Raw genomic sequence first — 12,539 nt, 5'->3', positions numbered from 1 at the left:
CCCGTTGGTTCGCGTCCCCAGGCGCATCGAGGCGAGTCGCCACAATTTCGCAACGATAGGTCAGCATCCTCAGCTCGGAATGGCGCATTGCGGATGGCCGCACTATATTGGCGGACGGCATGCGCTGGGGTTCGCGGGCAGGACGATGGAATTCTCGACGGGTTTTGGCTGGGCCAGGCTGCCGGTGCTGGCGGCCGCATTCATCCTGGGATCGGTGCTGACGGTCTCCGCGCAGATCATTCCGCCCTTCTCCCCACCCGCGGCCGCGCCCGACGACGAGGCCGAGGCGGCCGAGGCCCCTGACGTCAACGACCCCGACGTGCTCAAAGGCATCGACGTCGACAAGCTCGACTGGAGCCAGCTCGCCATCGACGCCGGCACGCTCAACGACATCATCGCCGCCAAGAAGCGGGCGCAGGCCGCGGCCAGCAGCGGACTGAACTGGTCGTCGAACGCCAATGCCAACGGCTCCTCGGCGGTCACGGTGAAGCAGTCGGTGTTCGAATTCTGGGATACGCGGATCGGCGCCGACATGACGGTGGCGAGCGAGCCCAGAACGATGTCCGAACTCCTGGCACAAAAGGCCGCCAATGGCGGCAGCCTGCCGCAATCCTCCGGCAGCGCCTGGGCGACCGCGACCGCGCCGGGCGCGGGGGTGATCTGGGACAAGACTGCGGTCGAGGCCCGCGTCGACCCCGGGGCCGAGCAGAGCAAGATCGGGGCATCGCTGACCAAGTCGGTGCCGCTGTCGGGCGACACACAGCTGACGCTGCAGAACGGCTACAGCGTCAACCAGCAGGGCACCACCGCCGTCCCCGGCATCGGCGGCCACATCACGCGCAACTACGAAACCGACCGGTCCGCCAAGGTGACCATCACCGACACCGGCACCAGCATCACCGCGGGCCAGACGCTGTCGACCACCGACGACAAATGGCTGCGCAAGCTCGGTGCCGAGCAAAAACTGTTCGACAACGTCACCGTCTCCGGCTCGGTCGGCGAGACCTCGCAAGGCGCGATCAACAAGAGCGTGACGGCGGGCTTCAAGAAGAGCTGGTGAGTTCTTCGCCTCTCCCCGCTTGCGGGGAGAGGCCGGAATTTGCGTGAGCAAATTCCGGGTGAGGGGGAGCTTCCGCAAGTCCAACTCTCACCGTCCTCGCGGAGCCTCCCCCTCACCCCACCCTCTCCCCGCAAGCGGGGCGAGGGAGACGAGCACCGGCCGAGCCGCGCATTCACCTCGTCGCGGCCGCCTTTACACTCCCCTAACCATACGCCACGGCAAAACCCCCGAATGGTCCCCCCTTGCCGCATCTCGGCCCATTTGCTGTCAAAATCGGACGCCCTGATGCGGGCTGCCTTACAGACATCGTCGTGCGGGGGACACTCGCGCTGCGCTCAACGCGAACAGGGGAACAACGATGAACGCCATCCGTCCGGAAAAGATCGAAGCCACCGAGACCGAGACGGTCGACAACAATCTCGCCGCGGTCTCCGAGGTCGAGGCCGGCATTCGCGATTTCGTCCGCAACGACATCGCCTATCTGCGCCGTCCGGCGGCGGCCGCCGATGCGCCGCCGCTCGATCCGAGCGCGGAGGCCACCGTCACCAACGTCAACTCGCTGATCCAGCGCGTCGCCGGCACCTCGCTCGCCGAGATCGAGAACCTGATTTCCGAGCTCGAGAGCCTGCGTGACCTGCTGCATGCCGAAGGCCAGCGCGTCCAGCGCGAGATCTCCGGCTACGCCCAGCTCAGCCAGGCCGCGATGAAGTCGACCCGCATGATCGCCGACAACGTCGCGCAGTGGAAGCGCGCCGCCGACGGCCTGCGCAACAGCTGATCGCTGGTAACAGCGCATCATTGGCCGCCGCGTTCCCGGAAGGGGGCGCGGCGGTTTTGATTTGTGGGGTGTTATGAGGGCACACGCTCTCCCCACGGAAGGTGTCATCACCAGCGAAGGCGGGTGATCCAGTACTCCGAGACAGTGCGTTGATACGGAGGGGCTGCAGCGTACTGGATGCCCCGCCTGCCGCCTACGCTAAAGCTTCGGCGCCCATGGACCTCTACCCCGGCGAAGCCTTCGTAGCCGGGTCGCGGGGCATGACAGCGAAGGATTGGGCACCGGCTGCGCGTCTCGCAGAGGGTATACTTTTGAACCCTCCGCCCCTCCGCGGCGACCAATGCCAAGCGCCATTGGCCGTTACGGCCGGGCTCAGGGGACATGTCAGATGGAAAGCATTCGGCCCGACACCACGGACCCCATACCGCTGCGGCCCGCGCCGAACCAGATCGGCACGATCATGCTGCGCTTTGTGGGATTGCTGGCGGTTGCGATCGCAGTGCTGGCGTTCGTCTATAGCCGCTGAGACGGGGCTGACGGCCCCGGAACGTTAACGGACCGTTACCGGTCAGCGTCCACGGTCGAGGCTTCCAGGGTGTAGCCGCCGTCGGCATAGCCCTTCACCACCATGCCGGCGACCAGCATCACGGCCAGCGTCGCGGTCGCAAAGATAAATCCAACAAACTTGAGTGCGCCGCGGTCAGCCATGGTCCTCGTCCCCTGTCTCTGTCTATTCGTTCAAATAGACAGCGACAGGTTCATAATTGGTTAGCAACTTGATGGTTCCGGCGATTGCTTCGCGGTAACCATGTTGCGCAGGCTTATGGCAGCCGGTCCGAAACGCGTCCATAGCGCGCGGGCAACACTTGGCGCCAATTCGGCTGAGCCGGTGTTCCCTCTTCCCTTGCTCTGAGAAATGCAGCAGGCGAGATGCGCATTGCTGCGCCCTCGCCCCTTGTGGGAGAGGGCAGCGACGCAGGTGGACGCAAGCTCGCTTGGGTGAGGGGTTCTCGCCGCGGGCAAGTCTCATCGTGATCGCGGAGAGAGACCCCTCATCCGGCGCTTCGCGCCACCTTCTCCCACAGGGGGAGAAGGAAGAACGCAGCTCGACCTATTCTAAACTATGCGCTCTTCCGCAGCGGCACGAAGGCGCTGGCGGTGATGGAGTAGACTTCTTCGCCGCGCTGGTTGGTGCCGGTGGTGCGGGCCGTCAAAATGCCCCAGCCGGGACGCGAGGCGGAGGTGCGCTTGTCGATGACTTCGTTGACATAGGAGACGGTGTCGCCGGCGAGCACCGGCCTGATCCAGCGCAGGTCGCGAAAGCCCGGCGACGGGCCCCACACCGCGACCTCCTCGCCGCGCGAAGTGGCCTCCCGCGCCAGACGCTGGCCGTCGGCGACAAGCAGGCTCATGCAGGCCGAGCCGACATGCCACCCCGAGGCGGCGAGCCCGCCGAACAGCGAGTTCTTGCCTTCCTCCTCGTCGAGATGAAAGCGCTGCGGGTCGAACTTCGCGGCAAACGTCTTGATGGACTCCGCCGTGAACGTGTAGGCGCCGATCTCGCGGCGCTGTCCGATCGCGATGTCTTCGAAGAACCGCATCAGACCGCTCCCTCGCGCCGCTTGATCAGGATCGGCGAGGTCATCTCGGCGAGTGCCTGCCCCGCCGCATTGCGCGCGGTGCATTTGAACTTGACGATGCCGAGCCCGGGGCGGCTCTTCGAAGTGCGCGCCTCCAGCACGTCGACGTCGAGCGTGAGATCGTCGCCGGGCCTGAGCGGCGAGAGCCAGCGCACCTCGTCGACGCCCGGCGAGCCGAGCGAGGCGGCTCGGGTGATGAAACCGTCGGCCATCATCCGCATCATCAGCGAGCAGAGGTGCCAGCCGGAGCCGGACAGGCCGCGCAGCATGCTTTTGCCGGCTGCCTCCTCGTCCAGATGCATCGGCTGCGGATCGAACTCGGCGGCGAAGGCCAGAATCTCGTCGCGGGTGACATGGCGCGGGCCGAACGTTCCGAACCGGCCGGGCGGGAAATCTTCGAAGGTCAGGGGCATCTCGGGAAAGCTTTGCGGGAATGACAGATTGTGGCCGCACTTTGCGGCAATCTCAACCCGCCGGCCCGCATGGCTCGTGCTACATACGGGGTGGCGGCGGTGGTCTTGAGTCGGAGCAACCGGGGGCCAGGATCCATCGACGCGGCCCAATTTGACGTCCCGATTTGCTTGGGGAGAGCAATGTTTTCATTCAGCGACCTGTTTCAATGGGACCGCTTCATCACGCCGACGATCATCAAGACCTTCTATTGGCTGGTGATCGCGCTGATCTGCCTGTTCGGCCTCTCCGGCATCTTCTCAGGGTTGGCTGCGATGGCGATCAGCCCGTTCGGCGGCTTCCTGGTGCTGCTGTCGTCGATCGCCAGCGTCGTGGTCGGGATCGTGTTCTCGCGCATCGTCGCGGAGCTGATCCTGATCGTCTTCCGCATCAACGAGCATCTCGGCGCGATCAGGGACCAGGGCGGCGGGATGCGGTGAGGCGGGCGCAGGTGCCGTAGGGTGGGCAAAGCGAAGCGTGCCCACCACTTCCGTCGCGATCTTGGATAGATGGTGGGCACGGCGCGTTGCGCCTTTGCCCACCCTACGAGAGCTGCGTCCGGGGCACGAGCTCCGGCTTACGTATTGAACCGGAAATGCATCACGTCGCCATCGGCGACGACGTATTCCTTGCCTTCGAGGCGGAGCTTGCCGGCATCGCGGGCGCCGGCTTCGCCGCCGAGCGCGACGTAATCGTCAAACGCGATGGTCTCGGCGCGGATGAAGCCTTTCTCGAAGTCGGTGTGGATCACGCCGGCAGCTCCTGGCGCCTTGGTGCCGCGATGGATGGTCCAGGCGCGCGCTTCCTTCGGTCCCACGGTGAAATAGGTGATGAGCTGGAGCAGCGAGTAGCCGGCGCGGATCAGCCGGTCGAGGCCGGCTTCCTCTAAGCCCAGCGTCTCCAGGAAGTCGGCCCGCTCTTCACGCGAGATCGTAGCGATCTCGGACTCGATCTTGGCGGAGATGACGACGGCGACTGCGCCTTCCTTCGCCGCCTGCTCCTCGACCGCCTTGGAGAAGGCGTTGCCGGTCGCGGCCGAGCCTTCCTCGACGTTGCAGACATAGAGCACGGGCTTTGACGACAAGAGGCCGAGCATCGAGAAGGCACGCTCCTCTTCGGCCTTGCGCTCGACGAGGCGCGCGGGCTTGCCCTCGCGCAAGAGCACCAGCGTGCGGTTGACAAGGTCGAGCTGCTCCTTGGCGTCCTTGTCGTTGCCCTTGGCCTTCTTGGTGAGGTTGTCGACGCGCTTCTCGAGGCTGTCGAGGTCGGCGAGCATCAGCTCGGTCTCGATGGTCTCGATGTCGGCGAGCGGAGCGATCTTGCCCTCGACATGGGTGATGTCGGAATCCTCGAAGCAGCGTACGACGTGCGCGATGGCGTCGACCTCGCGGATGTTGGCCAAAAACTGGTTGCCGAGACCTTCACCCTTGGAAGCGCCGCGGACGAGCCCGGCGATGTCGACGAAGGTCAGCCGGGTCGGGATGATCTGGCCCGACTTGGCGATGGCCGCGAGCTTGTCGAGCCGCGGATCGGGCACGGCGACCTCACCGACATTCGGCTCGATGGTGCAGAACGGATAGTTCGCGGCTTGCGCCGCGGCCGTCTCGGTCAGCGCATTGAACAAGGTCGACTTGCCGACGTTGGGCAATCCGACGATCCCGCATTTAAATCCCACGAGCGTTATTCCTTGCCGTTCTCGTCCTTGGTCAAAAATCCCTTCGCCTGCATGGCAAGATGCACCCTGTTGGCAAAGGTTGCGTCCGTGCCCTTGGCGATCAGTGCGGCGTGCTCGGCGACTGCGTCGCAGAGCGTCGCCACCCATTCGTTGTCGGCCTTGGCGAAGTCCGACAGCACGTGGCCGTGCACCATTTCCTTGACGCCGGGATGACCGATGCCGAGCCGCACCCGGCGATAGTCGTTGCCGATATGCGCCGAGATCGAGCGCAGGCCGTTGTGGCCGGCGATACCGCCGCCGATCTTCACCCGCACCTTGCCCGGCGGCAGTTCGAGCTCGTCGTGGAACGCGGTGACGTCGCCCGGCGCGATCTTGAAGAAGCCTGCCGCCTCCTGAACGCTGCGGCCGGACTCGTTCATGTAGGTCATGGGCTTGAGCAGGATCACGCGCTCAGTGCCGAGCGTGCCTTCCGAGGTCTCACCCTGAAAGCGGCGGCGCCACGGCGAGAAACCGTGACGCCGCGCGATCTCGTCGACGGCCATGAAACCGATATTGTGCCGGTTACGTGCGTATTTCGCGCCGGGATTGCCGAGCCCAACAAAGAGTCGCATGACGCGGCGCGCCCCTCGCTCGGCGCGCGGCTAGAGACCGCGCGCCAGCCTTGAGAGATTACTTCTTCTTGTCGCCGCCGGCGGGAGCCTTGGCAGCAGCAGCCGGAGCAGCAGCGCCCGCAGCCGGAGCCGCTGCAGCCGGAGCAGCAGCACCCGCGGCCGGAGCCGCACCACCAGCCGCAGCCGCAGCAGCAGCCTTCTGCTCTTCGGCGTAGCCGGACGGCGGCACGATGGTGACGAGGGTCGCGTCCTCGCGGGTCAGCGCCTTCACGCCGGCCGGCAGCTTGACGTCCGACAGGTGGAGCGAGTGACCGATCTCGAGCGTGCCGACGTCGGCCTCGATGTACTGCGGGATGCTCTCGACACCGCATTCGAGCTCGATGGCGTGGGCGACGATGTTGACGGTGCCGCCGCGCTTCACGCCGGGCGAACCTTCGGCCTTCACGACATGCAGCGGAACGCTGATGCGGATGGTGGCGCCTTCGCCGAGACGCATGAAGTCGACATGGATCGGGAAGTCCTTGACCGGATCGAGGTGGTAGTCGCGCGGAATCACGCGGTGCTTCTTGCCCTCGAGATCGATGTCGACCAGCGTGGTCAGGAACCGGCCGGCGAGGATGCGCTGGCGCAGTTCACGATCTTCGATCGAGATCGTGACGGGGGGCTGGTTGTTGCCATAGATCACTCCGGGCACTCGCCCGGCGCGACGCTCAGCCCGGGCGGCCCCCTTGCCGCTCTTCGGACGTGCGGTCGCCTTCAATTCCTTGACGGTCGTCGCCATGTCGTTAAGTCCTTGTTTTTGCAAAAGTTAATGGGCCGCAACGCGGCCCATGGCATGGTCCACAGCAAGCCTCCAGGGGTGCGGGGGCCGCGGACGTGGCGGGCTTTTACCCGGAAGATGCGGAAATGACAAGGAAATGCGGGGATTTTTTGCGGGGGTCCGTGTCGTCCCGTACCCCTGTCGTTCCGGGGCGATGCGTAGCATCGAACCCGGAACCTCGAGATTCCCCGGTGCGCAACTGCGCACCTGAGGTTCGCGACTTCGTCGCGCCCCGGAATGACGCCTAGAACCTATCCCCCCAGCTTGGCCTCCAGCGCCGCGATCCGGGCCTTGAGGGCCTCGTTCTCCTCACGTGCCAGGCGGGCCATGTCCTTGACCGCCTCGAACTCCTCGCGCTTGACGAGGTCCATGTCGCGCAGGAATTTCTCGGCCTGGGTTCGCATCACCGTGTCGAACTCGCGCTTGACGCCCTGGGCCGCACCGGCGGCGTCGTTCATCAGGCGGCCGATCTCGTCGAAAAACCGGTTGCTGGTCTGGGTCATGTCGGTCTCCTGGCGGCCTTGCGATAAACTTTGCGCGAACACTCGAAAAGACAATGGCAATCCGATTGGGCCGGTTCAAGAGCGAAGCGGCGGTATCCTTGTCATGCCCCGGTTTCCTTGCAATCGTATTCAACGTCCCTGCATAAGAAGAATCACACCGGCGTCGGCTGGCGCTCAATCGCCGCAATCTCGTTCAGACATAGAAGGCGCGATGCCCTTTCTGCTCATCGACTTTCCCGCCTTCAAGCCGATCGCCGTCGAGATCGGTCCGTTCGCGATCCGCTGGTACGCGCTCGCCTATATCTGCGGCATCGTGTTCGGCTGGCTTTATGCGCGCTCGCTGCTGAAGAAGGAGCGCCTGTGGGGCGGCCCCGCGCCGATGTCGCTGGTGCAGATCGACGACTTCATCCTGTGGGTGACGCTCGGCATCATCCTCGGCGGCCGCACCGGCTACGTGCTGTTCTACAACCTGCCCTTCTTCATCGATCATCCCGCCGCGATCTTCAGATTGTGGGAAGGCGGCATGTCGTTCCATGGCGGCTTCCTCGGCTGCGTGGTCGCGGTGATGTGGTTCGCCTACCGCAATGGCATCTCGATCCTGTCGCTCGGCGACATCACCACCGCGGTCGCCCCGGTCGGGCTCCTGCTCGGGCGCATCGCCAATTTCATCAACGGCGAATTGTGGGGCCGCGCCACCGATCCCAGCCTGCCCTGGGCGATGATCTTCCCCAACGATCCGACGCAACTGCCGCGCCATCCGAGCCAGCTTTATGAAGCCGGCATGGAAGGCATCCTGCTGTTCACCGTGCTCGCGATCATGATCCGCTTCGGCGCGCTGAAACGCCCCGGCATGATCCTCGGCAGCTTCATCCTGATTTACGGCCTGACCCGGACCATCGGCGAGCATTTCCGCGAGCCGGACGCCCAGCTCGGCTACCTCTGGGGCGGATTAACCATGGGCATGCTGTTGTCGATCCCGATGCTTATTGTCGGCATCTTACTTATTGTATTGGCAGTGCGGCGCGGTGCGCCGAAGCCGATCGAGGCCGTTCGTTAATCCATCCGAGAAAGTACGCCGTGACCGACCAGCCGCTGCTCAACGAGATCAAGGCGCTGATCAAATCCTCGGGCCCCATGCCGGTCTGGCGGTACATGGAACTGTGCCTGATGCATCCGCGCTATGGCTATTACGTCTCGCGCGATCCGCTGGGCCGTGAGGGCGACTTCACCACCGCGCCCGAGGTCAGCCAGATGTTCGGCGAGCTCCTGGGACTGTGGACCGCCTCGGTGTGGAAGCAGATGGGCTCGCCGCAATTTTTGCGGCTGATCGAGCTCGGCCCCGGCCGCGGCACCATGATGGCGGATGCGCTGCGCGCACTCCGCGTGCTGCCGCCGCTCTACCAGGCGCTCCACGTCCACATGGTCGAGGTCAATCCCGTCCTGCGCGAGCGGCAGAGCGCGACGCTGGCGGGCGTGCGCAACATCGCCTGGCACGACAGCATCGACGACGTGCCGGACGGACCGAGCGTCATCCTCGCCAACGAATATTTCGACGTGCTGCCGATCCATCAGATGGTGAAGGGTGAGAACGGCTGGCACGAGCGCGTGATCGAGATCGACCCGAACGGCAAGCTCCAGTTCGGCGCGGCGTCCGAGCCGACGCCGCGCTTCGACGTGCTGCTGCCGCCTTTGGTGCGCGCAGCTCCTGTCGGCGCCGTGTTCGAATGGCGGCCGGACGGCGAGGTCATGAAGCTCGCCACGCGCGTGCGCGACCAGGACGGCGCGGCGCTGATCATCGACTACGGCCACTTACGCAGCGATGCCGGCGACACCTTCCAGGCCATCGCGCGCCACACCTTCACCGATCCGTTGAAGGCGCCGGGCCAGGCCGACGTCACCGCCCATGTCGACTTCCAGGCGCTGGCGCGGGCAGCCGAGGATGTCGGTGCCCGCGTGCACGGCCCGGTGACGCAAGGAGACTTCCTCAAGCGCGTCGGCATCGACACCCGCGCCGCGGCGCTGATGCAGAAGGCGACGCCGGAGGTCGCCACCGATATTTCCGTGGCACTCAAGCGCCTGACCGATACGGGGCGCAGCGGCATGGGCTCGATGTTCAAGGTGCTCGGCATCTCCGAGCCGCGGCTGACGGGCATTGCCGGCCTCAGCGATCTCGAACACGCCGGAGGAAATTGATGACTGTTGCCTCGTCGCTGCTGTCGGCGGTGCCCGGCCTGCGCCATGCCTTCTTCACCCGCGAGGGCGGCGTCTCCGGCGGCATCTATTCCGCGCTGAACGGCGGGCTCGGTTCCAACGACGATCAGGCCCTGGTCGCGGAGAACCGCCGCCGCATGGCCGAGCATGTCGGCGTCGCGCCGGAACGTTTCGTCAGCCTGCACCAGATCCATTCGCCCGACGTGCTCATCGCCGAACTGCCGTGGCCGAGCGGACCGCGGCCGAAGGGCGACGCGCTGGTGACGAAGACGCCCGGCATCGCGCTCGGCGTCTCCACCGCCGATTGCGGGCCGGTGCTGTTCGTCGATCCCAATGCGCGCGTGATCGGCGGTGCGCATGCCGGCTGGAAGGGCGCGCTGACCGGCGTGCTGGAATCTACGATCTCGGCCATGGAGAAGCTCGGCGCCACGCGCGGCGGCATCATCGCCGCGATCGGACCGCTGATCCGGCAGGAGAGCTACGAGGTCGGCAACGAGTTCGTGGCGCGCTTCATCGAGGCGGACGCGGACAACACGGTGTTCTTCATCCCGTCGGTGCGCGAGGGCCATGCGATGTTCGATCTCGCCGGCTTCATCCGCAAGCGGCTCGAGGCCGCCGGCATCCTGATGATCGATGACCTTGGTCTGGACACCTACGCCGACGAGCGCTTCTTCAGCTATCGCCGCTCGGTCCATCGCAAGGAGCCGGATTACGGCCGGCACGTTCACGCGATCGCGCTGGAGGGGTGAACACAGAGGCAACCTTTACGATCGTCATTCCGGGGCTCGCGTAGCGAGAACCCCGGCGCGCACTTGCGCACCTGAGAATCTCGAGATTCCGGGTTCGATGCTCGCGCACCGCCCCGGAATGACGGGTGGGTAAACGCGATGACGGTGCGTCGTGTCGCCTCCGCCCTAGACCTTAATCGATTTTAACGATATCGCTGCCCTCCATAATGAGGGACGCGTCATCCATCTTGCGCCGCGCGGGTTCGCGCGTGCTGGCGGTCATGCTGCTGGCAGCCGCGACCGCGCTCGGCGGCTGCGCCGGTGGCGGCGGTAATGCCGCCAACTCCTATGCGATGGCACCGAGCACCGGCTCGGGAGCGACGGTGGCATTCGAATCCATCGACGGGCCGCCGCCCCAGGTGTTCGACCGCATGGTCGGCGTGCTCGACAGCGAATCCAAGCTGCGCAGCCTGTCCGTCGTTTCCCGCGAGGGGACGGCCGCCTATCGCGTGCGCAGCTACCTCTCCGCCCAGGTGGTGCGCGGCAAGACCGTGATCGCCTGGGTCTGGGACGTCTATGACGCCAACCAGCAGCGGGCGCTGCGCCTGTCCGGCGAGGAACCCACCTCGGCCAAGGCTGGCCGTGATCCCTGGCAAGCGGCCGACGACCTCGTGCTGCGGAAGATCGCCCAGGCCGGATTCAGCGGACTTTCCAACATGATCAACGGAACGCCGGATACCCCGGGCGCCGCCCCGGCCCTGCGCGGACCGGCGGTGGCGAGCGTGATCCAGGAGGGCCCAGTGCCTGACCTGCCGGCCTCGGCGCTCGGCTATGCCGAACGATAACCCCCGCTAAACCACGGGCTCAGTTTGCGGCCAAGCCGTTGGCCGGACTCAGGATTTCAAAGGGAAAACGTAGCATCCCGGGTTGCCATTGCGGCCCCCGGCCTGATATTTCCTCGCCCGTCGTAACCGTGCTCCCAGTGGGTATTTTCTGATGTTGAACGTCGTATCCAGCAAAGCGCGGGAGGAAGCGTCCATGTCGGCCAAGAACGGCTCCATCAAGCTCGTCGCCGGCAACTCCAATCCGGCACTCGCCCAGGCCATCGCGCAGGGGCTCAACATGCCGCTGACCAAGGCGGTAGTCCGGCGCTTCGCCGACATGGAGATCTTCGTCGAGGTCCAGGAGAACATCCGCGGCTCGGATGCCTTTATCATCCAGTCGACCTCGTTTCCTGCGAATGACAATCTGATGGAGCTGCTGATCATCACCGACGCGCTGCGCCGCTCCTCGGCGCGCCGCATCACTGCAGTGATCCCCTATTTCGGCTATGCCAGGCAGGACCGCCGCTCCGGCTCGCGCACCCCGATCTCGGCCAAGCTCGTCGCCAATCTGATCACCCATGCCGGCGTCGACCGCGTCATGACGCTCGACCTGCATGCCGGCCAGATCCAGGGCTTCTTCGATATCCCGACCGACAATTTGTTCGCCGCCCCCCTGATGGTGCGCGACATCCGCGAACGTTTCGACCTCGGCAAGGTGATGGTGGTATCGCCCGACGTCGGCGGCGTGGCCCGTGCCCGCGGCCTCGCCAAGCGCATCAACACCCCGCTCGCGATCGTCGACAAGCGCCGCGAGCGTCCGGGTGAATCCGAAGTCATGAACGTGATCGGCGACGTCTCCGGCTACAGCTGTATCCTGGTCGACGACATCGTCGATTCCGGCGGCACGCTGGTGAACGCGGCGGATGCACTGATCGCCAAGGGCGCCAAGGACGTCTACGCCTACATCACCCATGGCGTGCTCTCGGGCGGCGCGGCCGCCCGCATCTCCGGCTCGAAGCTGAAAGAGCTCGTGATCACCGACTCGATCCTGCCGACCGAAGCGGTGACCAAGGCGCCGAACATCCGCACGCTGCCGATCGCCAGCCTGATCTCGGACGCGATCGCGCGCACGGCGGCGGAAGAGTCGGTGTCGAGCCTGTTCGACTAACGCCGTCATTCCGGGGCGGCGCGATAGCGCCGAACCCGGAATCTCGAGATTCCGGGTTCTCGCTACGCGAG

General features: G+C 65.5%; 16 protein-coding genes. 9 read left to right on the top strand and 7 right to left on the bottom strand.

Annotated features, from left to right (window positions below; all coding sequences use genetic code 11):
* Positions 1–145: 145 nt before the first annotated feature.
* The 3 genes from JQ592_RS19920 (at position 146) to JQ592_RS19910 (ending at position 2,364) form a co-directional block, all read left to right on the top strand.
* On the top strand, positions 146–1,060 hold the full coding sequence (locus JQ592_RS19920; protein ID WP_211404498.1) for a hypothetical protein: 915 nt from the start codon (positions 146–148) through the stop codon (positions 1,058–1,060).
* A gap of 358 nt (positions 1,061–1,418) precedes the next feature.
* Complete coding sequence (locus JQ592_RS19915; protein ID WP_211404497.1) at positions 1,419–1,838, top strand: hypothetical protein; 420 nt, start codon at positions 1,419–1,421, stop codon at positions 1,836–1,838.
* 388 nt (positions 1,839–2,226) lie between these two features.
* Complete coding sequence (locus JQ592_RS19910) at positions 2,227–2,364, top strand: hypothetical protein (protein WP_183242990.1); 138 nt, start codon at positions 2,227–2,229, stop codon at positions 2,362–2,364.
* A gap of 35 nt (positions 2,365–2,399) precedes the next feature.
* Here JQ592_RS19910 and JQ592_RS19905 read toward each other — a convergent pair whose 3' ends face one another.
* The 3 genes from JQ592_RS19905 to JQ592_RS19895 form a co-directional block, all read right to left on the bottom strand.
* Complete coding sequence (locus JQ592_RS19905) at positions 2,400–2,546, bottom strand: hypothetical protein (protein WP_018648330.1); 147 nt, start codon at positions 2,544–2,546, stop codon at positions 2,400–2,402.
* A 413-nt stretch (positions 2,547–2,959) separates the two neighbouring features.
* Positions 2,960–3,439, bottom strand: coding sequence for a MaoC family dehydratase (locus JQ592_RS19900; RefSeq protein ID WP_211404496.1), 480 nt, complete (start codon positions 3,437–3,439; stop codon positions 2,960–2,962).
* Complete coding sequence (locus JQ592_RS19895; protein WP_211404495.1) at positions 3,439–3,891, bottom strand: MaoC family dehydratase; 453 nt, start codon at positions 3,889–3,891, stop codon at positions 3,439–3,441. The genes JQ592_RS19900 and JQ592_RS19895 overlap by 1 nt, the downstream gene beginning before the upstream one ends.
* A 180-nt stretch (positions 3,892–4,071) precedes the next feature.
* Between JQ592_RS19895 and JQ592_RS19890 the strand changes: the two genes are divergently transcribed.
* Positions 4,072–4,368 (top strand): DUF4282 domain-containing protein, encoded by a 297-nt coding sequence (locus JQ592_RS19890; protein WP_018648333.1) that lies wholly within the window; start codon positions 4,072–4,074, stop codon positions 4,366–4,368.
* A 137-nt stretch (positions 4,369–4,505) separates the two neighbouring features.
* Here the strand turns inward: JQ592_RS19890 and ychF are convergent, their stop codons facing one another.
* The 4 genes from ychF to JQ592_RS19870 all read right to left on the bottom strand — a co-directional run bounded on the left by ychF (position 4,506) and on the right by JQ592_RS19870 (position 7,537).
* Positions 4,506–5,603 carry a redox-regulated ATPase YchF gene (ychF, locus tag JQ592_RS19885; RefSeq protein ID WP_211404494.1) on the bottom strand — a complete coding sequence of 366 codons (1,098 nt, stop codon included), beginning with the start codon at positions 5,601–5,603 and terminating at the stop codon, positions 4,506–4,508.
* Between the two features lie 5 nt (positions 5,604–5,608).
* Positions 5,609–6,214, bottom strand: a complete 606-nt coding sequence (gene pth, locus JQ592_RS19880) for an aminoacyl-tRNA hydrolase (protein ID WP_211404493.1) — start codon at positions 6,212–6,214, stop codon at positions 5,609–5,611.
* Between the two features lie 58 nt (positions 6,215–6,272).
* Entirely contained in the window at positions 6,273–6,995 is a 723-nt protein-coding gene (locus JQ592_RS19875) for a 50S ribosomal protein L25/general stress protein Ctc (protein WP_211404492.1), read from the bottom strand.
* Between the two features lie 290 nt (positions 6,996–7,285).
* Positions 7,286–7,537, bottom strand: coding sequence for an accessory factor UbiK family protein (locus tag JQ592_RS19870; protein ID WP_018648337.1), 252 nt, complete (start codon positions 7,535–7,537; stop codon positions 7,286–7,288).
* Between the two features lie 211 nt (positions 7,538–7,748).
* Here JQ592_RS19870 and lgt point away from each other — a divergent pair, with 211 nt between their 5' ends.
* From lgt to JQ592_RS19845, 5 genes are all read left to right on the top strand, one after another.
* Entirely contained in the window at positions 7,749–8,594 is an 846-nt protein-coding gene (gene lgt, locus JQ592_RS19865) for a prolipoprotein diacylglyceryl transferase (RefSeq protein ID WP_211404491.1), read from the top strand.
* 20 nt (positions 8,595–8,614) lie between these two features.
* Positions 8,615–9,730, top strand: coding sequence for a class I SAM-dependent methyltransferase (locus tag JQ592_RS19860; RefSeq protein WP_211404490.1), 1,116 nt, complete (start codon positions 8,615–8,617; stop codon positions 9,728–9,730).
* Complete coding sequence (pgeF, locus tag JQ592_RS19855) at positions 9,730–10,497, top strand: peptidoglycan editing factor PgeF (RefSeq protein ID WP_211404489.1); 768 nt, start codon at positions 9,730–9,732, stop codon at positions 10,495–10,497. Before JQ592_RS19860 ends, pgeF begins: the two co-directional genes overlap by 1 nt.
* Before the next feature lie 206 nt (positions 10,498–10,703).
* Positions 10,704–11,321 (top strand): hypothetical protein, encoded by a 618-nt coding sequence (locus JQ592_RS19850; protein ID WP_211404488.1) that lies wholly within the window; start codon positions 10,704–10,706, stop codon positions 11,319–11,321.
* A 193-nt stretch (positions 11,322–11,514) separates the two neighbouring features.
* Positions 11,515–12,468, top strand: coding sequence for a ribose-phosphate pyrophosphokinase (locus JQ592_RS19845; RefSeq protein WP_211404487.1), 954 nt, complete (start codon positions 11,515–11,517; stop codon positions 12,466–12,468).
* Positions 12,469–12,539 lie beyond the last annotated feature (71 nt).

The sequence above is a fragment of the Bradyrhizobium iriomotense genome, assembly GCF_018129405.1.
Taxonomy (GTDB): domain Bacteria; phylum Pseudomonadota; class Alphaproteobacteria; order Rhizobiales; family Xanthobacteraceae; genus Bradyrhizobium; species Bradyrhizobium iriomotense_B.
The sequence above is the reverse complement of the archived record's forward strand: the minus strand, read 5'-3'. Positions and strand labels throughout refer to the sequence as shown.